The organism is Candidatus Manganitrophus noduliformans, assembly GCF_012184425.1.
GTDB classification, from domain to species: domain Bacteria; phylum Nitrospirota; class Nitrospiria; order SBBL01; family Manganitrophaceae; genus Manganitrophus; species Manganitrophus noduliformans.
The window spans coordinates 38,455-60,434 of the sequence record NZ_VTOW01000003.1 but is presented as its reverse complement, the minus strand read 5'-3'; the positions used below and the strand labels follow the sequence as shown (position 1 = coordinate 60,434).

General features: G+C 58.1%; 20 protein-coding genes. 11 read left to right on the top strand and 9 right to left on the bottom strand.

The features are described 5' to 3' along the window. The 6 genes from MNODULE_RS14890 to MNODULE_RS14865 all read right to left on the bottom strand — a co-directional run bounded on the left by MNODULE_RS14890 (position 1) and on the right by MNODULE_RS14865 (position 7,240). Complete coding sequence (locus MNODULE_RS14890) at positions 1–981, bottom strand: hypothetical protein (protein WP_168061285.1); 981 nt, start codon at positions 979–981, stop codon at positions 1–3. Between the two features lie 89 nt (positions 982–1,070). Continuing rightward, positions 1,071–2,468, bottom strand: coding sequence for an Nramp family divalent metal transporter (locus MNODULE_RS14885; RefSeq protein ID WP_168061283.1), 1,398 nt, complete (start codon positions 2,466–2,468; stop codon positions 1,071–1,073). An 81-nt stretch (positions 2,469–2,549) separates the two neighbouring features. Continuing rightward, complete coding sequence (locus MNODULE_RS14880) at positions 2,550–3,200, bottom strand: cupredoxin domain-containing protein (protein WP_168061281.1); 651 nt, start codon at positions 3,198–3,200, stop codon at positions 2,550–2,552. 15 nt (positions 3,201–3,215) lie between these two features. Next, positions 3,216–3,896, bottom strand: coding sequence for a hypothetical protein (locus tag MNODULE_RS14875; RefSeq protein ID WP_168061279.1), 681 nt, complete (start codon positions 3,894–3,896; stop codon positions 3,216–3,218). Positions 3,897–3,930: 34 nt separating this feature from the next. Next, the gene (rhaD, locus tag MNODULE_RS14870; protein WP_168061277.1) at positions 3,931–6,018 is read right to left on the bottom strand and encodes a bifunctional rhamnulose-1-phosphate aldolase/short-chain dehydrogenase; all 2,088 of its coding nucleotides are present in this window, start codon (positions 6,016–6,018) and stop codon (positions 3,931–3,933) included. 115 nt (positions 6,019–6,133) lie between these two features. Continuing rightward, entirely contained in the window at positions 6,134–7,240 is a 1,107-nt protein-coding gene (locus MNODULE_RS14865) for a pectin acetylesterase-family hydrolase (RefSeq protein WP_168061275.1), read from the bottom strand. Positions 7,241–7,559: 319 nt separating this feature from the next. Between MNODULE_RS14865 and MNODULE_RS14860 the strand changes: the two genes are divergently transcribed. The 5 genes from MNODULE_RS14860 to MNODULE_RS14840 all read left to right on the top strand — a co-directional run bounded on the left by MNODULE_RS14860 (position 7,560) and on the right by MNODULE_RS14840 (position 11,354). Further along, positions 7,560–8,027 (top strand): hypothetical protein, encoded by a 468-nt coding sequence (locus tag MNODULE_RS14860; protein ID WP_168061273.1) that lies wholly within the window; start codon positions 7,560–7,562, stop codon positions 8,025–8,027. A 31-nt stretch (positions 8,028–8,058) separates the two neighbouring features. Further along, positions 8,059–8,730, top strand: a complete 672-nt coding sequence (locus MNODULE_RS25290; RefSeq protein ID WP_168061272.1) for a hypothetical protein — start codon at positions 8,059–8,061, stop codon at positions 8,728–8,730. After that, positions 8,631–10,460, top strand: coding sequence for a S8 family serine peptidase (locus tag MNODULE_RS14850; RefSeq protein WP_168061270.1), 1,830 nt, complete (start codon positions 8,631–8,633; stop codon positions 10,458–10,460). The genes MNODULE_RS25290 and MNODULE_RS14850 overlap by 100 nt, the downstream gene beginning before the upstream one ends. Before the next feature lie 106 nt (positions 10,461–10,566). Further along, positions 10,567–11,028: a nucleotidyl transferase AbiEii/AbiGii toxin family protein gene (locus MNODULE_RS14845; RefSeq protein ID WP_168061268.1), complete on the top strand. Its 462-nt coding sequence runs from the start codon at positions 10,567–10,569 to the stop codon at positions 11,026–11,028. Further along, a complete protein-coding gene (locus MNODULE_RS14840) occupies positions 11,025–11,354 on the top strand; it encodes a hypothetical protein (RefSeq protein WP_168061266.1) in 330 nt (109 codons plus the stop codon). Before MNODULE_RS14845 ends, MNODULE_RS14840 begins: the two co-directional genes overlap by 4 nt. Positions 11,355–11,375: 21 nt before the next feature. On the opposite strand, the gene MNODULE_RS14835 is transcribed toward MNODULE_RS14840, so the two are convergent. Beyond that, positions 11,376–12,827, bottom strand: coding sequence for a CUAEP/CCAEP-tail radical SAM (seleno)protein (locus MNODULE_RS14835; protein ID WP_168061264.1), 1,452 nt, complete (start codon positions 12,825–12,827; stop codon positions 11,376–11,378). A gap of 188 nt (positions 12,828–13,015) precedes the next feature. Between MNODULE_RS14835 and MNODULE_RS14830 the strand changes: the two genes are divergently transcribed. Continuing rightward, the gene (locus MNODULE_RS14830) at positions 13,016–14,566 is read left to right on the top strand and encodes a diguanylate cyclase (protein WP_168061262.1); all 1,551 of its coding nucleotides are present in this window, start codon (positions 13,016–13,018) and stop codon (positions 14,564–14,566) included. Positions 14,567–14,614: 48 nt separating this feature from the next. Here the strand turns inward: MNODULE_RS14830 and MNODULE_RS14825 are convergent, their stop codons facing one another. After that, positions 14,615–15,337, bottom strand: a complete 723-nt coding sequence (locus MNODULE_RS14825) for a DUF169 domain-containing protein (protein ID WP_168061260.1) — start codon at positions 15,335–15,337, stop codon at positions 14,615–14,617. A 198-nt stretch (positions 15,338–15,535) separates the two neighbouring features. On the opposite strand from MNODULE_RS14825, the gene MNODULE_RS14820 reads away from it, so the two are divergent. Further along, positions 15,536–16,081 (top strand): YIP1 family protein, encoded by a 546-nt coding sequence (locus MNODULE_RS14820; RefSeq protein ID WP_168061258.1) that lies wholly within the window; start codon positions 15,536–15,538, stop codon positions 16,079–16,081. A gap of 82 nt (positions 16,082–16,163) precedes the next feature. Here the strand turns inward: MNODULE_RS14820 and MNODULE_RS14815 are convergent, their stop codons facing one another. After that, a complete protein-coding gene (locus tag MNODULE_RS14815) occupies positions 16,164–16,553 on the bottom strand; it encodes a hypothetical protein (RefSeq protein ID WP_168061256.1) in 390 nt (129 codons plus the stop codon). 165 nt (positions 16,554–16,718) lie between these two features. On the opposite strand from MNODULE_RS14815, the gene MNODULE_RS14810 reads away from it, so the two are divergent. The 4 genes from MNODULE_RS14810 to MNODULE_RS14795 all read left to right on the top strand — a co-directional run bounded on the left by MNODULE_RS14810 (position 16,719) and on the right by MNODULE_RS14795 (position 21,940). Further along, on the top strand, positions 16,719–17,435 hold the full coding sequence (locus tag MNODULE_RS14810; protein ID WP_168061254.1) for an abortive infection system antitoxin AbiGi family protein: 717 nt from the start codon (positions 16,719–16,721) through the stop codon (positions 17,433–17,435). A gap of 89 nt (positions 17,436–17,524) precedes the next feature. Beyond that, positions 17,525–18,217: an ABC transporter ATP-binding protein gene (locus MNODULE_RS14805; protein WP_168061252.1), complete on the top strand. Its 693-nt coding sequence runs from the start codon at positions 17,525–17,527 to the stop codon at positions 18,215–18,217. Next, positions 18,217–20,784, top strand: a complete 2,568-nt coding sequence (locus tag MNODULE_RS14800) for an ABC transporter permease (RefSeq protein WP_168061250.1) — start codon at positions 18,217–18,219, stop codon at positions 20,782–20,784. The genes MNODULE_RS14805 and MNODULE_RS14800 overlap by 1 nt, the downstream gene beginning before the upstream one ends. Next, positions 20,777–21,940, top strand: coding sequence for a lipocalin-like domain-containing protein (locus tag MNODULE_RS14795; RefSeq protein ID WP_168061248.1), 1,164 nt, complete (start codon positions 20,777–20,779; stop codon positions 21,938–21,940). Before MNODULE_RS14800 ends, MNODULE_RS14795 begins: the two co-directional genes overlap by 8 nt. The last annotated feature ends 40 nt before the right edge of the window (positions 21,941–21,980 follow it).

The window sequence follows — 21,980 nt, the reverse complement described above, 5'->3', positions numbered from 1 at the left end:
CTACTTCATCTTCTGAATGTCTTTTTTCAATTCGGAAAGCAGCTTTTCCTTCTCCGACCGAAACGCCGCTTCCGCCGACGGGCCCTCCTTTTGAACCTGTTTGACGAGCGTATTGAATCGCGCGTCATGCGCCTCCGCCTGGTCCTTTCCGAGCTTTTGAGAAATTGCGTTCCTCAGCCCCGACTCTCCATAGAGGCGAGAGTGGGTGGTCAACACCTTGGTCATCGCCCCGGTCCTCTTCCCCCCTTTCCAGGTCTGGATCGCCTGGTCGAGCGAGGCGCCGACTTCATTCAGCACTTCCATCCAATCCTTATCGGGGACTTCGGTCAGATTCGCTTCTTTAGGGGTTTTCGTCGTCAAACTCAAATCGGCGGAAACCGCCGCCGCCCCGACCGTAATCGATCGGCCTCCCGTCTTGATCTCCTCGGCGGTCAGCCGGGGATGCCACGCCTCGATCCGGTATGTGCCCGGCGGAACGTTCGGAAGCTCATATTTTCCGTTCTTCCCGGCCACCGCATAATATTGCGAAGGGGCGACGAAGACCATTCCCCGCATCTGCGTGTGGATCTTGCACCGGAGCATCACCGCACCCGGCTTCTCGAAGATGACCGTTTTGATGTCCCCTTTATTATGCGCCCCGATATCGAAACGGTTTCCCGGGGTGGTCGAGTGGACGTTGTGCATCTCATTGTCTTGGTTCTCAAAGAGAATGGTAGAGCCGATCGGCACAACGGTGAAAAACGGGATGAACTCCAAATTTTCCTGCCGAATCGTCGTCTCCTTCGGCGGCACCGGCGCCGGTTTCGGACGGGTGTCCTTCAAATAAACCACCGCCCCCTCCCCTAAATCCGAGCCGACCCGGACGGTCCCCCCGACCGCGGCCGCCTCTACGCTTGCTGAAAAATAAACCACAAACAAAAGGGTAAGGATCGACAGGACGCCCCCTCGAACCATTCTTTGAAAATGATGTACATTCATCATAACTTCTTTATCCTCTCCATGAAAAGACCATCCGCGCAACAATAATCTCTGCCGAAAAAAAGTTCAAGAGGGGGGGACAATTGATTTTTTCAGCCGATCCAGAGATATGCCATCGCCAGTCCAAAGTAGATCACGAAGGAAAGGATCAGGCGCCATGCCGACTCTTTTGAAGGGCGGGCCCACTCCGGAAGCTGGGGAGCGAGAAACCGATAATTCAATAAATAGAGCGCTCCGGGAAAGAGGATCGTTCCGGAAAATCCGATCGCGGCGCTGGTAAGAATCAGCGGTCCCGGCTGATCGAGGAGCATGGTCAACGAGGTGATCACCGTTAAAAGCGCCAGGAAGAAGTAATACCACTGGCGGCCGGTGAACTTTTTGCCGGCGGGAAAGAGGATCGTGACGATATCGGCCTGCATCCGGCTGACGGCGTCGGCGGTCACGAGCCAGGTGTCGGTGAGAAACGCCGCGGCGACTATTAAGAAAAGTGTCCGGCCAAACGCCCCCCAGCTCACCTCAAAGAACCGGCTCTGCACCACCGCGAGTTCATAATCTTGAGGGACCAGTCCCTTCGGAAAGAGCAAGGCATAGGCCAAAAGACAGGTCATCATCGTCGTCGCGAGGTTGCCGAGAATGCCGATCAACACATCGGTAGAGAGATACCGCTCCCATTGCCGCCAAGCGGCCGCCGATTGCGCCGACGCTTCGGGTAAAAATCCATCGGCGGTGATCGTCTCCGGTTTTCCGGTCAATCCGGTGATCCGGCCGATATGCTCCGCCATCGCGCTTCCCTTGTCGCGCAGCCAATAGGAATAGAAGAGAATCCAGAAGCCGCCGAGCCCGGCAAAGGTGATCGCCGTCAAGAGCTTGGTGTTGTCGTTTCGATCCCAGGGCCGCGGCGGCGGGCCGGTCATGCCGAAGAGTCCGGCAAAAAAGCGGGGGATCGTCTGAAGCACCTCGGGCTGAAGGCAGGCCCAGAGGAGCCCCGCCACGGTGGTGATCGCCACGATCTTCATCGACCACTCGATCAGGGTGTAGACCATCCGGCTCAACAGAATCGCAACCAGAAAGATCGCAATGGTCGAATAGGCCCAGAAAAGGGTCTGGCCGCGCGGGCTCCAGCCGGGAGGAAAGTGGGTCAGCGCCGCCATCGCCGTTCCCCCCGCCGAGGCGAAGGCGCCGAACCAGAGGAAGGAGAGGCTCATCAAGATCCAGAGGAGGATCCCGAACCCGCGGTGGAGCCGGATGAAACCATGAAAAATGCTCTCCCCGGTGAGGAGGGTATACCGCCCGATCTCGACCGTCATCGGATACTGAAGCAGGCAGGCCGGGATGAGGAGAACGAGAAAGGTCAACCCGTATTTGGCGATGAGGTAGGGCCACCAGATCAGCTCCCCGCTCCCCTGCGCCAGCGCCATCCAGACGATCCCCGGGCCCAACGCCGCGGCCCAGCCGGGAAAGGGGGGAATCGGTTTTCGACCGTACGACATGGGCCTCCGAGAGTCAAAAAGCGGCCCATTTTAACACAAACTGAAAACGTGGAGGAAGGAAAGAAAAAGGGGGAGATCCGGTCAGGGATTTTTTCGGGTCAGGACGTTCCCTTTCCAGTCGAGATCGATCGTCGTGACCCCGGCGCCGATTCGGACGGCAAGACCCTTCGGTTTTTGATCGGGAGCGCTCCGCTCCGGGTGCCAGACTTCGATTTCATAATCGCCCGCCGGCACGCCGGAGAATGCGAACTTCCCATCCAATTCGATCGGCATAAAAAAAGAGGAGGGGGAGACGAAAACCATCCCCTTCATGTCGGAATGGATTCGGCAGCGAAGATCGACCGCGCCCGGTTTTTTGAGCACGACCTTCCTCGATCTCCCCGGAATCTGCAACCCAAGATCGAACCGGTTTCCGGGAGAGTCGGACTTGATGTTGTGCATCTCGAAGTCGTCGTTCTGGAAGGTGACCGTCGAGCCGACGGTGACGATGCTGAACTTCGGTTTGAATTTGAACATTTCCTGGCGGATGGTGATCGGCATCGGAGAAACGGGGGCGGGAGGATGATTGAGATCACGGAGGTAGACGACGGCGCCTTCTGCGGTGGCGCCATCAATCGTTAGCTCTCCTTGGACGCCAGTGGAGGTCTCGGCATGAATCAAAGCATGGAATAAAAGAATAAAAAGGAAGGAGCAAGAAAAGGAAAAAGTAACGACGGTCCTTCGCGATTTCAAGTCTAACCCTAAATCTTAAAAGTAATAGCGAAACCCTAAAAGGGCGGTCAATACGCTGGCATCCCAATCCCTGGTTTCACAACCCAAAGAGAAGCAGAACTCCATATTTCCCGAATTGGATTTCCATCCAACTTCCGTGTTGACGGCAAGATTTTTTGCAGCGAAATAATCGAACCCGCTGCTTATTTTTATTGCCATCGTATTTTCCGGATCGACTTCGAAAGGAGTGGTGAAAAGATCTGCAATCTCCTCAGCGGTTAAGTCCTCAGAGAGGATCGTTCTTCTTCTTCGTTCGTCGCGATTGAAAGAGTTCATATTGATACCCAGTCCGAACGACAAGTAGTATGAAACGGCGCCCGATACAATTGGACGCCACTCGATAAGTGGAATGATGGAAGTGGTCTTCGCTTCTCCTACACCTCTTCCGGAAATTTCAATATCGTGTTTTTCCCACTCAATATTAAGGCCGACAGAGAAAATATCACCGAGGCCATAGAGAATATTGCCGCTGACGATCGGCCCTGTTTTACTCTCAAAAGCAGTCGAAACGTCCTCATCGGGAAGCCCACCGCCCCCACGGATACCGATGCCCCATTTTCCCTCTACACTTTGTGCTCTCACCTCATGGTCGAAAACGGCAAAAAAAAGAATCACTCCTGTGCATACCAGGCGCACCCAAATATCTATTTTTTTCATCCGATCTTTATTCGTCCTGATGTTATTAAAACGATTACCTCGGGAACGCCTCCCGCACCCCCCCATCGACCGGAATCATCGCGCCGGTCGTTTTGGCGGCGCGGTCGGAGGCGAGGAAGAGGACTGATTCGGCGACGTCGCGCGCGGTGATCTTCGTCTGGAGCAGATTCCGCTTAGCGTAGAAATCTTCCACCTGCTCCACCGGAATGCCGTGGGCGCGCGCCCGCTCTTCGCGGATCGCCGGCGACCAGAGGCCGGAATTCTCGAAGACACCGTCGGGATTGACCATATTGACCCGGATGCCGGCCCCGGCGTTCTCGATCGCCATGATCCGGGCCAGCTGGGTCTGCGCCGCCTTCGACGCGGAGTAGGCGCCGAAGTCTTTCCCCGGGGCCAGGACGTTCTTCGTCGCGACCACGACGACCGACCCGCCGATCCCCTGCTCCTTCATGATCCGGAGTGCCGACTGAGAGGTGAGAAAATGGCCGGTCGCATTGACCGCGAGCGACATTTCCCAATCGGCAAGCGACAGCGTGTCGACCGAGGCGGTCTTCGCCACCCCCGCGTTGGAGATGAAAATGTCGAGCCCGCCGTAGGCAAGGATCGCCTGCTCGAATCCACGCCGGACGCTCTTCGGGTCGGTCACATCCATCGCCACCGCCGTCGCGTTGACCTCGCCTGCTTTCCCGTTGATTTCATCGACGAGCATTTGGGTCTTCTTCAAATCGATGTCGGAGAGAACCACCATCGCCCCCGCCTCGACGAACGCCGAAGCAATGGCGCGGCCGATCCCGCCGGCGGCGCCGGTGACGAGGACGATCCTTCTAGAGAACTCCTTCTCCGGCGGCAGGAGCGTCAACTTGAAGTTCTCCATCGGCCAGTATTCGAAGTCGCAGATCTCGCGGGTGGTGATCGAACGGTACGCCTCGATCCCAGCGGCCGCCTCGATCACCGACATTGTGTGAAGATAGAGATCGCGCGGGATCCGCGTCGCCCGCCGATCTTTGCCGGTAGTAAACATCCCGATGCCGGGGATCAGCACGACCCGCGGGTTGGGATCGAGCATCGTCACGCCGGGCGTCTTATATTTTTCAAAATAGGAGATGTACTTTTCCCGATACGCCTCGCACCCTTTCCGGATCTTCTCCCGAAGTTTCTCCGGATCACCCGGCCTTTTCGTATCGACGAAGAGCGGCCACGGCTTGGTGTGCATCAGGTGATCCGGCGTGAAGGGGCCGATCTGCGTCAACCGTCTTGCCTCTTCCGAGCCGGCGAACTTCAACACCGCCGGCGCATCTTCATACTGCAACACCATTCGTTTTTCTGGTGGCCGCCCCTTTACCTGGGCCATTCGGCTGACTTCGCCGCGCAGCGTGGGCGCCACTTCGGCCGCCACCGCATGCCGCTCGGCATGCGAGAGCGCCGGCACTTTCATTCCACCCAAGGCAAGCTTTCCCCGTCCTTTCTTCGCCGCATACCGCTCGGCTTGGGTGACCATTGAGATTGTGAGGTCATACGCTTCCTTCGCCGTCTCGCCCCAGGTGATCAGGCCATGTTTGTCAAGGATGATCGCTTTGAGATTGGGATTCTTCTGATAAGCTTCCCCGACCCATTTCGAGAGGAGAAACCCCGGCCGGATGTAATCGACGACCGCCACCTCCTTTCCATAGACCTCTTCAACCACTTTCGGACTGTCCGGGGTATCGGTGAGGGCGCAGATCGCGTCGGCGTGGGTATGATAAATGTGTGGAGAAGGGAGGAATGCATGGAGAAGGGTTTCGATCGACGGCTTCGGCGCGCCCGGCTCTAAGACCGATTTCATCTGGTAGGCGACCATCTCCTCGTCGGTCATCGCCTCCCGTTTCATCAACGGAAGGAGATCGTCGAGCCGGAGCGGGGTAAAGTTCTTCACGGCGATCGTCCGCATGTCCGACCCGCTCCCTTTGATCCAAAGAATCCGGACCGGGGCGCCGGTATGATCCTTTCCGTTCACCTTGATCGACGAATTCCCCCCGCCCCACAACACCAGGTTGGGATTCGCCCCGATGATCCGGGAGGTATACACGACCAAATCGACCCCCGCCAACCCCTTCGCATCCCGATCCGACCAGAGACTTTCCATGAACCCTCCTCAAGAAGATAGAATGGGGCCTATCGTAGCGGACGGACCGAAGGGTGTCAAGGTTTTGATTGCGGAACGATTGCCGGGAAAAAGAGGAATGAATGAACCGAGCCGCCTACTGCGCGACAAGATCAGGCCAAGCGGCGTCGTTGTTGTTGACCATCGCCGCCGTCCATTCGGCCATCGAAATGCCGTTTAGCCGCAAGTCATAGAAAGAGGGGTCGAGCAGAATTGTATGCAGGACCCCTGGGATGAAAAAGCGGTGCAGCCGATCTCCAACACGGCTGACCATGTCATCGGTGACTTGCCGAAGCAGCGCTTCGAATTCCGGCCCGTTCAGAAAGAGAAAGGCTTGAAGCACCAGATCGCGAAGCGAAGAGAACATTCCAACCCGCAGATTCGGATCGCGGCTGAGGGCCCATTCGAAGAGATAAGCCGGTTGCTCCGGGCAGCGGGTGCAGCCGGCCGGGAAGAAACGGGGAAAAGCCCAGTTTTGCTCGCGCTGCACTCTCGCGACGGTGTCGTTTACATTCTGGATTCCGGGGCCGGAGTCGCTCAACACCCAGTTGCTCCGGTCCGGAAAGACCAGCTTCGCCATCATCATGGCATAGAGGGTCCCGTACCCCCCTGCGCTGGAGCCGGCCACCAACATCTTCTCCGGGTCGGGAAACGTCCGTTGCATGGCGGTCATGGCCGCGCCGAGGTTCGCGAGACCGTGATGATAGGCCGTGACATCCCGGTATTGGACCACGTTGTCGCCGCTGAAGACCGACCCGTCGCAATAGGAGACAAACACAACATTCCAATCTCTAAATGGATTGTCGGACCGCGACGCGTCCAGAATCCCACCCGCGGACGACCGCTCCGCCGTCTCTCGTGCCGTCCTTAAGTCGAGGCAGGTCAATGCGTCCCAGCAGGCTCCTCCGCCCTGGAGATAGAACATGACGTTGCTGGAAGCGCCGCGGCGGATGCTGATCTGATATTCAGATCCGAAAAGGCAAATGGCCCGCCCCTCCGCCGGATTGAAAAAAAGGACCTCCCACTCCGCTTGTTGTTCTCTTCTCGATTCCGTTTGGCCCAGAAATTGATCGATACCGGTCGCCCGGATCTCTTGGACAATGGGCGGCTCTTGTGGCGAGATATCTTCTGAAGAATCGCCTCCGGAGCCGCAGCCGGAGAGAACAGAGAGGACAATCAGAATAAATAATACTGAAATTCTCATAGAACCCCGCTCGCCATAGACGCCTGTCGCTGGGGCCGATTTCGTCCCACGAAAGAGAGATCGAGTGAATCGTGAATATATTAAGTCTAGAGAAATCCACTCTCTTCATGCAAGTCGGCTTTCTAAACGAAGCGCAACTCAAAAGAGGACTTCTACCTCCGCCGGCGCGTCACACCGGACCGATTGCGGGCAAATTCGGCTTTCCACCCCGTGGCCTAATCACGATGCTTTTCTCCTTGCAATAACTTTGTGGGATAAGTTATAGATATCCAACCCAACCCCAACTAGACCTTAATGCGGCGTTTAGAGGAGAACCACCATGAGGAATCTTCGGCGGTTTAAAGTGGTCCTGTTTTTGCTGGCGCTCCTGGCGACCTCGCTCGGTGCAACGGCGGAGACAACCGATATCGCCGAGAAAAAACGGGCGACCCTCGACCCCCGGCTGCAGCGGTTTCTCATCACCCCTCCTTCCGAGCAACCCAAACTTCAGAAATCGCTTTCCATGAAGCTCAAGGAAAAGGAAGCGGCGACCATCGATGTCCTGATCGGGTTCTCCGGCGAGGCCGATCTCTCTTCGATCCCCGGTCTCGTCCTTCGGAGCCGGATCGGCAATGTGGCAAGCGCTACGGTGACTCCCGCCGCTTTGGAAGCAGTGGCCGAGAACCCAGCCGTCCGCTACATTGAACCGGCCGTCCGACTTAAGCGCTTTAACGATGTTGCCACTGCGGCCTCCTCTGCAGTGGGGGGGCCAGCTAGACGCCGGAAACCCGGTCGCCCTTCCCTATGATGCTCAAGCTGGACAATCCCTGACGATTTCAATGCATGCAGGCGCAGGTCAGGAAAGTACATTTGATCCTGTTTTGAAGGTTTGCGAAGATAGCGAGTGCAATACCATCCTTGCCACCGACGATGACTCCGGACCCGGCTCGGACGCCCAACTGACATTCACTTTCCAAACGACTGTGACCTTCTTCATTGAAGTCTCAGAAAAGATGGGCAGAGCGGGGGACTTTCGGCTGATTCTTTACAATGATCCAACAAAACGGGTTCCCCTGGGCATTGGTGCAAAACCTCTTCACGACTCCGGTCTGGAAGGCGAAGGGGTGATCGTCGGTGTGCTCGACTCTGGAATAGACTGGTGCCATGATGACTTCATTGATGATACTACGGGAAAATCGCGTATCCGCTTCCTCTGGGACCAGACCCTGACACCGGCGTTAAGCGGAGAGATATCGGTCGATGTCGGAACTGATGGCGACGCCGCCAATGATTACGGCGTGGAGTACACCGCCTCTCAGATCAACGCCGCCCTCAATACCGACGACTGCGACCAGCCAGACCTGCGAACCGGCAAGTCCGCAGCGCCGACACACTTGGGCACGGAACCCATGTGGCAGGAATCGCGGCGGGGGATGGATCAGCGACGAATGGACAAGAGGCGGCTGGAAAATACAAAGGAGTTGCGCCAAAAGCCGATCTGGTCGTCGTGAAACTAAAAGGGGGAGAGGAGAGCGGCACCTTCGAGAGTGCCGCCGTTGTCGATGCGATGGCCTATCTTTTCGAAAAGGCGAAGGTCCTGAATGAACCGGCGGTCGTCAACATGAGCTTCGGTTTTCACGGCGGCCCGATCGACGGAACCAGCCTCCTCGACCAGGCGGTCCAGAGTGCAGTCGGACCGGGTAGGATAATCGTCGCTTCGGCAGGGAATCAAAGGGCAATTCCGATGCCCGCCGAGGGAACAATTCCGAAAGACGGATCGGACACGCTGACGGTCGACCTCTCCAACTGTCACGCTCCCGGTTGCACCGATGTAATTCTCAGTCTCTGGTACGCCGGCGAGGACGCCTATACGATCAAGGTTACCGCACCGAACGGCACCCCCCTCTCTGCCACTGACGGGGCCAGACAGTCCGCCGTCATCGACGGATCAATCGTCCAAATCTTCAACGCCAATTCCTCTCCCCCCAACGGGGACAAGAACAGCCTGGTTACCTTTAGCGGCCGGGGGAGTGGTGAGTTCGTGTGGTCGATTACACTACAGCGAACAGGAAACAGAGGAAGCGGAAAGTGGGATGCGTGGACCGTTCCACCTTTTGGAGAGGTCTTTTTCAGGGATCATGTCCCCAGGAATCCAGACAGTTCCGTGGCCGGAACGGTTGCTGAACCAGGATCCTCATACGGCGCGATCACAGTAGGGGCTTACACGACCAAGTTCCGGTGGGAAAGTTCAACCGGCGCCCAACAAAGCCTGGCCGCATTTCAGGATTTCGGCTGGCTCTATTTTCTATCCGCCGGTGGTCCAACCCGGGATGGCCGGATCAAGCCTGATCTTGCGGCGCCAGGAGTCCTCATGTCATCCGCTTCTGCCGACTGTTTTGTATCTAACTGTATCCCGGAAAACCTTTCACGTGATGGGCGCCATCTAATGATCGGAGGGACAAGCATGTCGGCGCCTATGGTGACCGGTGCCGCCGCCTTGATCCTTCAGGCCGATGCGACCAACTTTCCCCGCCCGCTTTTAAAGAACACCGCCGTCCAAGACTTTTTCACCGGCACAGAGCTGCCCGACAACACCTGGGGCCATGGGAAGGTCAGCCTCCTCAACGCCTTCAATGCCCTTCAGTCCGACCAGCCCCCGACCGTGAGCCTCAGCGCCGGCCCAGCCGATGGGACCACCGTCCCCTTCACCGCGTCGGCCTCCGATCCCGATCCGGATGACAGCATCGCCGAATACCTCTGGGACTTTGATAATGACGGCGCCACCGACGCGATCACCACCACGCCGACGGTCAGCCGGAAATATACTTCCGGCGGCGCCTATACGGCGAAAGTGATCGCGGTCGATCAACGGGGAAAGAACGCCGAAGCCACAACATCGGTCACCGTCACCGCATCGGCCTCGGACGATGGGCGCGGCTGTTTCATCGCCACAGCGGCGTATGGCAGCTATCTCGACCCCCATGTTCAAACGCTCAGAAACTTCCGAGATGAGGTGTTAATGCGGTCGGCTGTGGGAAAGCAATTTATCGATTTTTACTACGCCTGGAGCCCCGACGCGGCGAGGTTTATCGCGAGGCGTCCGCTGCTGAAAGCGGGGACCCGGCTCATGCTGACGCCGGTGGTCTTCACCCTGGAGCATCCACGGCTCTCCGGAGGAGTCTTACTGACAGGCGTGATCATGTTTATTCCCCTTGCTTTTAAGTGGAGACGGAGTGACTGACCCGGTTCCGTTCATCATCCCGGCCCACCGTCTTTCTCTATTGATTTTAGTCTGAAAGGATGTAGAATTGGGTTTTCAAGAACGTGGCTCTCGAGGAGCGTTTCCGGTGTTGGATCTCTACGCGGAACTGGTTCAGATTATTGAGGCCCTGTCGAAGCAGAAGCTTCCCTATGCCCTCGTGGGGGGAATTGCCGTCTCGCTTTATACCCGGCCGAGAGCCACCGAAGATATCGACCTGCTCGTCCGGGAAGAAGACTGGAGCGCGATCCGGTCGGCCATGGAAAGGTTGGGTTATACAGTTGAAGCCAACCCGATGCTTCTTGCCCAAGGGCGTCTTCTGATTCGACGGCTGACCAAACTTTCCGGAGAGGACTTCCTGGTCCTGGACTTCTTGATTCCGCAAACGGATGAGATTGCAAGCGTGTTGGAAAACAGAACGCGCCTCTCATGGCAGGGCCGTGATCTCTGGATCGCAGCCGTCCAGGATCTAAAACGTCTTAAAGCGCTTCGGGGATCGCTTCAGGACAAAGCCGATATTGAAGCGCTTGAAGGGGGAGGAGAAGGATGAAAGAGGATGTGGACCGAACCCTTCAAAGGATCTCTCAGCTTCGATCGCTCATTCAGACCCTTCCTCACATCCCGACCCGTCATGAAGAAGTCCTCCTCGAGATTTTTGAAAGCTTTACCCGCCCCGGTGTCTCTTCTGGACAAAGGGAGCAGCGCCGACCCCCCGTGGAAGCGCTTCGGGCTGGATTTCAAGCCTGCTGGCGCGCCCGCCGCTTTGAAGTCATCGTCGCCGTAGGAAATCGCATCGATCTCGACATCCTCTGCACCGATCGGACCCTCTCCACCTACCACCAAGCCGCAAGTAAAATCGTGAAATCCAGGACATAACCACAACCTCCGCTGCGCTGGCTAAAGAATCTTCTCGGAATCATCCAGGACCGCGAACTGATTCTCCGTCGGCTCGGCGCAGCAGAACCACGGCTCGGTCAGGCGCGGGGGCTTCGGACGGTTCGGATCGACCGCCACGTCGATCTTTCGAGGGGACCGGCCCTCCTTCGCGGCAACCGCCAGCGCCTTCAATCGATAAAAAACCACCATCGGGTCCTCCTCCGTCCCCGCCTCGACCACGCGGCTCATCTCCTTCTGAAGCCGATCCATCCTCGGATCGGGATGGGTCCATTGATAAGTAAACGTCTCCTGAACGAGCGGCCCCAAATGGGGAGCCATGCTCGGCTCTTTGAGGAAGAGAGATCCGGGTGGAATCAACAGACGAATCGTATATTGGACCGGATCGAGATGATCGATCAGCCCCTCTTTCTCGACGAAATCGAATAGGGCGATTATGTCGTCCAGCGTCGTCCAGGGGGTAAAGGGAACCAGCGAAGGGCGAAGCGCAATCCCCGCCTCCCGGACAATCTTCAACGCTTCGAGAACGTCGGCCCGCGTATGATTCTTGGCAAGATGATGAAGGACGGTATCGTTTAACGATTCGACCGCCGAGATGATGAACCGGCAGCCGAGCGCAGCAAACTCGGGAATCAAGGCGCGGTGCTTCAAGAGGTGCTCAACCTTGGCCGTAAAATCGAACGTGATCTCCGGAAACGCTTCGCGCATCGCCCGGACGATCCGAAGCGAGTGGTTCGGGCCGTTGAGAAAATCGGGATCGCCGAAAGTGATATGGGTCGTCCCGAGTCGAACGAGGTTTCGTATGTCCGCCAGAACGGTCTCATAGGGAACCAGAAAAAACCGACCTTCATACACCGGCGGGATCGGGCAGTGACGGCAGAGATGGCGGCAGCCCCGGCTCGCCTCGACGGAGCCGGCCGTCCGGCGGACGCCGTTTTCTTCAAGATGAGCATACTTTGCAAGGGAGGGCAGCGTCTCGCGGTCGGGAACCGCGAAGGACAAATGCGCGCGCAGCGGCGCTTGCCGCTCCTCCCCCCGGCTGACCCCGTCAATCGCATCGGACGAATCGGCCCGCCCCGCGGCGAGCCGGTCGATCAGCGCCAGCAGCGGCCCCTCATATTCGCCGCCGATCACCGAATCGGCCCCGTTCTTCAGAAGGTACGCTTCATTCAACGAAGCGTAAAGGCCGAAAAAGGCAACGTGGCAGGAGGGATTCATCTCCCGAACCCGCTCCAACACCCGCGCGCCGATCCGGAGCGCCGTGTGCATCGGGACGGAAATGCCGACAAACCGGGCGCGCGCGACCTTTTCGGGATCGAGTTTATCGACCGAGAGATCGACCGCGTCGGGAAGATAACCGGCCCGCGCGAGAAATCCCAGCGGCATGGCGATCCCCACCGGCTGGTGTCCCAGCTCATAACAAGAAATGAGTAAAATCTCCCCCCGCTTCTTCATGACCCTCTCTTCCGACCTCCCGTGACGTTGGAAAGCTTATTATAGAGGCTTCCCCTTCTCCGGGCAATCGGGTTCTTTTACCCGGATCTGGGGTTCGGCGGCGCCTCCTGTTCGAAACCCCGCCTTTTATAAGACGATCCCCACTCCCTTTCCTTGTCAAATTTTACCGGGGTGGTATATTAAATCACATGTCGGAAGAAACAGTCATCCGGATCGCGATTATCGGAGCGGGGAGAGGGGGCCTGGCGCTGCTGCAGTGCTTCTCCGAGATCCCCGACATCCAAATTTCCGGCATTGCCGACACGAACCAAGACGCTCCCGGGATGCAAGAGGCCAAACGGCTCGGCATTCTCTCCACCACCCGTCTCCTTGATCTCATCACCCAGCCGGACGTCGATCTGATTTTGGAGGTGACCGGCGATCCCGATATGCCGGCCTTCATCCTGGGACACAAAAAGAAATCGGCGGAGCTGTTCAGCGGGGCGGAGGCCAAGCTTCTCTGGCGGCTCGTGCAAAACATGATTCGCCAGAATCGCCAGATTCGCTCTCTCATGGAGCAGATCAAATCGGAGGCGATGCGCGACACCCTCACCGGGCTTTACAACCGCCGCTATTTCGATCACCGGGCGGAAGAAGAGATCATCCGCGCAGACCGTGGCAAACATGCCCTGGCCTTTATGCTCTGCGACCTGGACGACTTCAAAAGCCTCAACGAAGCCAAGGGGCGGCAGCTCGGAGATGAAATATTAAAAGCGGTCGCCACCGACATGAAACAGTCGACCCGGGGATCCGATTTAATCTTCCGCTGGGGGGGCGATGAGGTCGTCGTGGTCCTCTCGAAGGCGACGCGGGAAGGGGTCCTCATCGCCGCGGAACGGATTCGAAAAGGAATCCGGAAAATCGGGAAAAAAGCGGCCGTCCCCCTCGATCTGAGCATCGGCGTCTCTCTCTATCCCGATCACGGAGACAATCTCGACAAGCTGATTCACCTCGCCGATCGCGCCCTCTATATCGCCAAGAAGGGGGGGGAGAAGATTCACATCGGCGACGAGGGTTACCCTCTCAATGAAACGGCGATCAAGGTGGTGTTCCAACCGATTATCGATCTGCGGACGAAACAGGTGATCGGTTCTGAAGCGCTCACCCGGGACCCGAAAGGGAAGCTGAATGTCTTCGATCTCTTCAGAAGATATCACACGATCGGACAGCTGAACGAATTGAAACGGATCTGTTTTTCCACCCAGCTCAAGGCCGCCGAAGAGCATAAAATCGAAAGGCTGTTCGTGAATATCGATTCGGATATTCTCAGCCGGATGGATTCGGTGCCGAAGCCCCCCGGCATTGACGTCATTTTAGAGATCTCGGAAGCGGAGGCCCTCCATAGCGTCGAAAAACATCTTCAGATGGCCGACAAATGGCGGGGGAAGGGCTTTAAGTTCGCAATCGATGATTTTGGGGCCGGCTTTATCTCCTTGCCCTTTGTCGCGCAGCTGATGCCCGATTACATTAAAATCGATCGAATGACGACACTCCAGGCGGTCTCGTCCAAGAAATTCAGAAAGTTTTTAAAGAATTTGATCGCCGCCCTTCAGGAATATGTGACGGTCGGGATGGTTGCGGAGGGGATCGAGACGGAGGAGGAGCTGGAGGTCGTCCGCGATCTCGGCATCTACCTCGCCCAAGGCTATCTTCTCGGCAAGCCCAAAGCGATCAAACCTTCCCGGCCCCCCAAAAAATAGGGGCCGTCTCCCTCCGGTCCGTACAAACGGAAAATCTCTCCCGGGTTCTCATTTCTTTTTAAACGGAAAATAGCTTTTCTGCTGATCGTAGAAGGCCTGCATCGCGCAATTCGCCTTGTGCGTCCGCTGGAGCTGCGGCTCGAGTTTTTCGAGCAGGCGGCCCGACAGGGCGGCGAGCATGTAGGCCGGCTCCACGCCGGTGAAGGTCCGCATGCCGCTGCAGCCGAACGAGAGGGAAACCGCCGCCCCCTGAGAGGCCACCGCCAGCGCCGCGCAGGCGGGTCGGCCGAAGATCTTGGAGGAGACATCGCTCTTCCACTCGGCATCCCCGGTCGCCTCCCGCAGGAGCATCGCCTGGGCCGGCTGAAGCCAGATCACCACCACCTCCGGCATAATCGGGAAGTTCGAAAGCGGCCCGTACAGCATCGCCTTTCCCTTCTTCGCCAAAGCGGGAATCTCTCCCGCCTCTTCGGGCTTCACATACCCAACCTCGCACATCATCGAGAGCCCGCGCCGGAGCCCCTCTTTCGCCTCATCGGTCAGCTCAAACCCCATCACCATCGCCCCGATCGGGCAATTCATATGATCGGCATCGTTCGCGGCGAAAAGCTCTTTTTCCGCCTGGCGCCAAAAAGCGCAGGAGGAGGGAGAAACCCCTTCAAAAATCGGAATCCCTTTCGGAACGGCCTCCACCGGCGCCGCCGCCACCGGCGGCCGGTCTAATCCAAGAAGCGTGGTCAACGTTTGGGCCAACGAGGCATATCCGGTCATTTTTACGCTCCTTCAGCAATAGGTTGGACGCGATCCGTTTTCATCTGTGGCCATATTATACGGAGACTCCATGCTCAAGTCCACTCTGATGTCGGGCGCGGCTTGCCTCGCTCAATGCGAATCCCTTATGATGGAAGAAGCAACTCCGCACCCCATCGCCCTGAAGCGATATTCATGCCTTTACATGGAGGAGGGATCATGACCACAGTAATGGATCGAATTTTTCGCGCCGCGAAACTGGATCGGAACCTCTATGAGGAGGTCGAAGCCGATAAAGATACGTTGTTTCAGGCGCTCGGGGTCGTCTTTTTCTCCGGACTGGCGGCCGGGATCGGCGCCGCCGGACGCGGACCGGCGCAGGTCTTATTCGGCGCCGCCGCCGCTTTGGTCGGATGGTTCATTTGGGCGGCCCTGATCTATCTGATCGGGGTCAAGCTTCTCCCGGAGCCGCAAACGCGGTCCGATTTGGGAGAGCTGCTCCGGACCATCGGTTTTGCCAGCGCGCCCGGCCTGATTCGGGTGCTGGGGATCTTCCCGGGGATGGCCGAGATCGTTTTTCTCGTCGCCGCGGTCTGGATGTTCGTCGCGATGGTGCTGGCGGTCCGGCAGGCGCTCGACTATCAGAGCACGATCCGCGCCATTTCGGTGGTCGCCATCGGCTGGATTGTGCAGATGGTGATCCTGGTTTTTGCCTTGAGCATGGTGCAGCCCTCTCCGGAGGTGGGACCGGTCGCACCGGGATAAGCCGGCCGACTCCATTCGCGGCTCAAGCCATCATTCAAGGAAGACTCCTCCGGCAAGGAAGGCTCCTCCGGTCGGTTTTCGCTTACGGCTCAAAATGTTCGACGACCCCCCAATAGGTAAAGGTATTCAATCCCTGGCTATGGTGCTCCATATAAAGGACCTTCCCCTCTGAAGAAATCACCTTGATATACCCTCCCCCCGTTGGATCGATGAAGAGGGTCAGGGGACCCTGGGTCGATCGAATCAGCTTTCTCCGCTCGCGGGTCTCCCAATAATACGCATCCCCGTCTTTGATAACGACCACGCGATGATTCCTTTTTTTCACGCTGTCCATCTCGATCCGAATCGATTCTTCCAGCGTGCTCTTTGTCTGAATCTCCGGAACCCCGCTCAAAGCCAGCGTCTTCGCAAGGACCGGCTGGACCGGAAAAAACAAAAAGAACAACAGAGCAAAAACGAATTGTTGTTTCATTCAATCCCCCATTCATTCATATCACTGAACCACGCATTGAACAATGAGCGGCCTCCCCCTGTCAATAGGGAAAACGGGCCGCTTGCTTCACCGTGGTCGCTTTGGATATTCTAATAAAGAGAGGGATCGGACGGTCCCGCCTCAGATCCAAGGATTCAAGCGGAAATGGCCACGCGACAACGTTATGTCTCCACAGAGATGACCCACTTTGTCGGGAGGGATCTCCCCGAAGCCGATCAATACAAGCTCCTGATCCAGATCATCACCTCCGGCTGGCTGACCCACCCGCCGCACAATCCGGCCATCTCCGGTCGGCTCACCGTCAATACCGACGCGCGAATCAGCGAAAACGAGATGTATTATCCGCAGATCATCTGCTTCTCCGATATTCCGATCGGAGAGCTCGATATCCACATTCAAAAATTCAGCCGATTCGGCCTCTCCTTTTTAAAATCGTTCCTGGTCGAGCAGGGGGCCAATCCGGTTTTTTACATCGCCAAAAATGCGCTCTCGCGCGACAAAGGGAGAACGGACCGGGTCACGCTGGCCGAGCGCTTTGATCAAACCATTCAGGATTACCATGATCTTTTTGGAGAGCTGCGCAACTCTCTTGAAAAGCCCGACCTTCCCGATCACCTGAAGCGGCTTCTCTCCATTAAAGAGTTCCTCGATTATCATATCTTCAGCTTCTTGAAGTTTTTTGACGCGTCGAAGCCGGAAGATGATCCCAAGCACTTCTACATGGAGCGGGAGTGGCGGATCCTCGGCAACCTCCACTTTACCCTTCAAGACATCCGCCGGATCATCCTCCCCGAATCATACGCCTCCCGCCTCCGGGAAGAGCTGCCGAAATATATCGGCCAGATTACGTTCGTGGAGTAACTGGCCGAAGCGCCGCTCCGGACTCCTATCTTTACCCTCCTCATTTGTTATGTTAACCTGATGCGTGGCATTCATTACTTCCTCAAGGGATGCGTGTGATTGAACTAAAATCGGTCAACAAAACCTACCCCCATCCGCTTCATCCGGTCGCCGCCCTCAAGGAGATCACCCTTCAGATTGAAAAGGGCTCCTTCTCTCTTTTGATGGGACCGAGCGGGTGCGGGAAATCAACCCTCCTCAACCTCATCGGCGGGCTCGATCAGCCGACCTCGGGCGATCTGACCCTCGACGGCCGGCCGACGCGCGGTTTCACTGATGCCGACTGGACCCGGCTTCGCCGGACGGAGATCGGGATGATTTTTCAGTTCTTCAATCTCCTTCCGATGCTCAATGCCCTGGAAAATGTCGCCCTTCCCCTGCTGCTCCGGGGCGATCGTCCGGAAGAGGCAAAGCGGCGCGCCACGGCGGCCCTCATTTCGGTCGGATTGGGAAATCGGCTCGATCACCGGCCGAGCGCCCTCTCCGGCGGGGAGATGCAGCGGGTGGCGATCGCGCGCGCCGACGTCGTCTCCCCGCAGATCCTCCTCGCCGACGAGCCGACCGGCAACCTCGATTCGGAAAATGGGGAAGAGGTCCTCAAGCTCCTCTCCTCCCGCGCCCGCGCCGGGGTCACCCTGCTCCTCGCCACGCACAGCCCCCAGGCCGTTCCTTACGCCGATCAGATCATCCATCTCAAAGACGGCCGGGTGGATCGAATAGACCGGATCGAAAGGAAATACTGATGCGCGTTCTGTTCGAGTGGATCTCCTTCCGCCATCTCTTCCGCGAGCGGCGGGCCTGGCTGACCCTGATTGGGGTCGCTCTCGGCATCTCGGTCTTCATCTCGATCCGGATCGCGAACCAGAGCGTCTTGAGCGCCTATCGCCACTCGGTCGATGCGGTCGCCGGAAACACCACGCTCGAAGTCGTCGGCCGCGCGGGCCCTTTCGATGAAACCATCATCGCCGAGATTCGAGAAACCCCGAACGTCCGATCGGTCGCGCCGATCATCCAGGCTCCCCTCCCGATGACCTCTCCCCCTTCGACGCAGGGAGAGATCCTGTTCTTGATGGGGGTCGATCTCCTCCAGGAAGGTCCCTTCCGCCAGTATGAGATCAGCAGCGGCCTCAACGAAAGGGAGCCGGAAACCTTCTTTACCGAATTGATGGAACCCGATGCGGTGTTGCTGACGGCGCCGTTCGCCGCCCGCCATCGGATTCAGGTCGGCGATGCGATCTCCGTTCGCGACGGGAAACGCCTCCTCTCCCTCCGAGTCGTCGGTCTCCTGAAAGGACGGGGACTGGCCGAAGCGGAGGGGGGAAATATCGCCGTCATGGACATCGCCTCCGCGCAGTGGCGCCTCGGCAAGCTCGGAACACTCGACCGGATCGATCTGATCACCGACGCGCAAACCCCGCTGAGTAAGATCATCCCCTCCTTGTCCGAGCGGATTGGACCCGGTCTCTCGCTTCGCAGACCCGAGCAACGGAGCGAGCAGGTGGAGAAGATGCTCTTCGCCTTTCAGTTGAACCTGACCGCCCTCTCGGCCATCTCCCTCTTCGTCGGGATCTTTCTGATCTACAACACCCTCCTTGTCTCGGTCGTTCACCGGCGGAAAGAGATCGGCATCCTCCGCTCCCTCGGCGTCACCCGCCTTCGGATCTTCCTCCTCTTTTTATGGGAGGGGATTTTGCTGGGAACCCTCGGGGGGCTCGGGGGGGTGCTCATCGGCGCCTTTCTCGCCCAGGGGGTTTTGCGGCTGGTCGCCCGGACGGTCAGCGAGATCTATGTCCCGATCCCCCCCTCTCCCTTTTCTCTCCCCCCGTCGATCTTTTGGGAGGGGATCGGCATCGGGATCATCGTCTCGGCCCTCTCATCCCTCCTCCCCGCGCTGCAAGCCGGCCGGCTCCGGCCACGGGAGGCGATGGAGGGGATCTATGCCTCCCAACAGCCCCCTTCGGTGGCGAAGTTCTTGATCGCCGCCTCTCTCCTCGGCGTGACCGCCGCCCTTCTCTCGCGGGTCCCCCCTCACTGGAATCTCCCCGCGGCCGGCTATCTCTCCGCCGCTTTTCTCCTGATCACCTTCTCGATGCTCGTCCCGCCCGGCCTCCTCTTCTTCTCCCATTTGATCGCGCCGCTGCTTGAGCACCTCCCCCCCTCCTGGCGGCTGGCGCGCGGCCATTTGGAGCAGGCGATCCGGCGGAATGCGCCGACGATCGCCGCCTTCATGGGAGCGCTGGCGATGATGATCAGCGTCGTCATCATGATCGAGAGCTTCCGCAACACCGTCGTCCTCTGGATCGACCAGACGATCAAAGCCGATATCATCGGCGCCCCCGTCTCGCTCCTCTCCAATGAATCGGAAGAGACCCTTCCCGATGATCTGATCTCGACGGTGCGTCAAACGGCCGGGGTCGAAGCGGTCGACGGCTACCGCTCTCTGCGACTTCTCTTTCGGGAGGAGCCGGCGCTGCTGGTCGGACGCGATCTGGCGATCCACGCGGCGCACAGCCGATATCTCTTCCGGTCGGGCGATTCGGATGAAGTCATCCAACGGGCGATTCGCGAGGGGAAGGTCCTCCTCTCCGAAGTCTTCGCCAACCGCTTCGGCCTGCGCGAGGGAGAGACGATCGAGGTCCCTTCCCCCGAAGGGACGGTCCCGCTGGAGATCGCCGGCGTCTTCTACGAATACAGCACCGACGGCGGCAAAATGGTCATCGACCGCTCGCTTCTTCAGAAATTCTGGAAAGACGACCGGCTCAATGTCATCGCCGTCTATCTAGAAAAGGGATTCTCCCCCGATGCGGTCCGTCAGGAATTGGTCCAGCGCGCGGGGGCGGAATCGGGGCTGGCCTTCATCACGCAGGTCAATTTCAAAAATGAGATCTTGCGGATTTTCGACCAAACTTTTCTCGTCACCTATGCGCTGGAATGGATCGCGGTGGCGGTCGCGCTGCTCGGGATCACCAACACCCTCTTCGTCTCGATCCTGGAGCGGCAGCGGGAGATCGGCATCTTGCGGGCGGTCGGCGCCTCGCGCCGCCAGGTGGTCCAGGTGGTCTTGATCGAGGCCTTCTACATGGGGGTGATCGGGAACATTCTCTCCCTCTTCTGCGCCTTCTTCCTCTCGCTCCTCCTGATCTTCGTCATCAACAAACAGTCGTTCGGCTGGACCCTCCTTTATCATTACCCTCCTTCCGTCATCGTCCACTCCTTCTTGCTTGCGACGGTGACGGCGCTGCTCGCCGGATATTTCCCGGCGCGCAAGGCGGCGCGGCTGGAGGTCACGGAGGCGATTTCGTATGAATAAAACGATGCGTAGGGGCGTATTGCAATACGCCCCTACAATCTGGATTCTCCTTCTTCTCTTCCTCGCCGCTTCCGATGCGGCGGAGCGGCAGGTGGCCGCTCTTTCTTCTAGGCCATTCGAGGCGGCCGCGCCAGGCTATCGCTTCTCCTTTCCGAGGGACCACGGCGCGCATCCGAATTTCAAAACGGAGTGGTGGTACTTCACCGGCAATCTCACGGCGGGCGGCAAGGGGTACGGCTATGAGCTGACCTTCTTTCGGCGCGGGGTCGATTCGCCTCAGACGGAGAAGAACCCCTCCCGGTGGGCCATCCGGGATCTCTACTTCGCCCACTTCGCGCTGACTGACGGCGATGAGAAACGGTTCCACCATACCGACAAGATCAGCCGGGAGGCAATCGGGAAAGCGGGCGCGCGGGAGGATCGATTGGAGGTTTGGATTGATCGGTGGCGGGCGAGCCAAAAATCGGACGAGACCATTCATCTTCAGGCGGATGCGGAAGAAGCGGCCGAGGGAGTACGCTGGAAGATCGATCTTCTCCTCGCCCCCGGCAAACCGCTCGTCCTCCATGGGACCGACGGGATCAGCCGGAAAGGGGGCGAGCCGGGACAGGCGTCGCACTATCTCTCCTACACCCGGTTGAAGACGACGGGAACCCTCTCGATCGATGGGAAGATGCGGTCGGTGTCGGGATTGAGTTGGATGGATCACGAATTCAGCAGCAGCATGCTGAATAAAAATCAGGTCGGATGGGACTGGTTCTCGATCCAGCTTGAAGATGAGCGAGAGGTGATGCTCTACCAAATTCGGACGGTCGAGGGGGGAAAAGATCCCTTCTCCGGCGGGACGATCATTGAGCCCGACGGAACGGCCCGGCACCTCCCCGCCGATGCATTCACCCTCACGCCGCTGCGGAATTGGAAGAGCGAAAAGAGCGGCGGGGAGTATCCGGTCGCCTGGCGGATCGAGATCCCCTCCGAAAGGCTGACCCTCGAATCGGAGCCGCTCCTGGAGGACCAAGAGCTGATCACGTCAAAAAGCACCCGCGTCGCCTACTGGGAAGGGGCCAGCCGCTTTCAGGGAACAAAGGAGGGGAGGTCGATCGAGGGGAAAGGTTATATCGAGATGACCGGCTACGCCGAGCCGTTCAATAAGTGACAATTACGAATTAGGAATCTGGAATGAGGAATTGAAAACC

Coding starts and splice junctions, on each gene's coding strand:
- MNODULE_RS14890 (WP_168061285.1), bottom strand. CDS start 981: ATGATGAATGTACATCATTTTCAAAGAATGGTTCGAGGGGGCGTCCTG.
- MNODULE_RS14885 (WP_168061283.1), bottom strand. CDS start 2,468: ATGTCGTACGGTCGAAAACCGATTCCCCCCTTTCCCGGCTGGGCCGCG.
- MNODULE_RS14875 (WP_168061279.1), bottom strand. CDS start 3,896: ATGAAAAAAATAGATATTTGGGTGCGCCTGGTATGCACAGGAGTGATT.
- rhaD (WP_168061277.1), bottom strand. CDS start 6,018: ATGGAAAGTCTCTGGTCGGATCGGGATGCGAAGGGGTTGGCGGGGGTC.
- MNODULE_RS14865 (WP_168061275.1), bottom strand. CDS start 7,240: ATGAGAATTTCAGTATTATTTATTCTGATTGTCCTCTCTGTTCTCTCC.
- MNODULE_RS14860 (WP_168061273.1), top strand. CDS start 7,560: ATGAGGAATCTTCGGCGGTTTAAAGTGGTCCTGTTTTTGCTGGCGCTC.
- MNODULE_RS25290 (WP_168061272.1), top strand. CDS start 8,059: ATGCATGCAGGCGCAGGTCAGGAAAGTACATTTGATCCTGTTTTGAAG.
- MNODULE_RS14840 (WP_168061266.1), top strand. CDS start 11,025: ATGAAAGAGGATGTGGACCGAACCCTTCAAAGGATCTCTCAGCTTCGA.
- MNODULE_RS14835 (WP_168061264.1), bottom strand. CDS start 12,827: ATGAAGAAGCGGGGGGAGATTTTACTCATTTCTTGTTATGAGCTGGGA.
- MNODULE_RS14830 (WP_168061262.1), top strand. CDS start 13,016: ATGTCGGAAGAAACAGTCATCCGGATCGCGATTATCGGAGCGGGGAGA.
- MNODULE_RS14825 (WP_168061260.1), bottom strand. CDS start 15,337: ATGACCGGATATGCCTCGTTGGCCCAAACGTTGACCACGCTTCTTGGA.
- MNODULE_RS14820 (WP_168061258.1), top strand. CDS start 15,536: ATGACCACAGTAATGGATCGAATTTTTCGCGCCGCGAAACTGGATCGG.
- MNODULE_RS14815 (WP_168061256.1), bottom strand. CDS start 16,553: ATGAAACAACAATTCGTTTTTGCTCTGTTGTTCTTTTTGTTTTTTCCG.
- MNODULE_RS14810 (WP_168061254.1), top strand. CDS start 16,719: ATGGCCACGCGACAACGTTATGTCTCCACAGAGATGACCCACTTTGTC.
- MNODULE_RS14805 (WP_168061252.1), top strand. CDS start 17,525: ATGCGTGTGATTGAACTAAAATCGGTCAACAAAACCTACCCCCATCCG.
- MNODULE_RS14800 (WP_168061250.1), top strand. CDS start 18,217: ATGCGCGTTCTGTTCGAGTGGATCTCCTTCCGCCATCTCTTCCGCGAG.
- MNODULE_RS14795 (WP_168061248.1), top strand. CDS start 20,777: ATGAATAAAACGATGCGTAGGGGCGTATTGCAATACGCCCCTACAATC.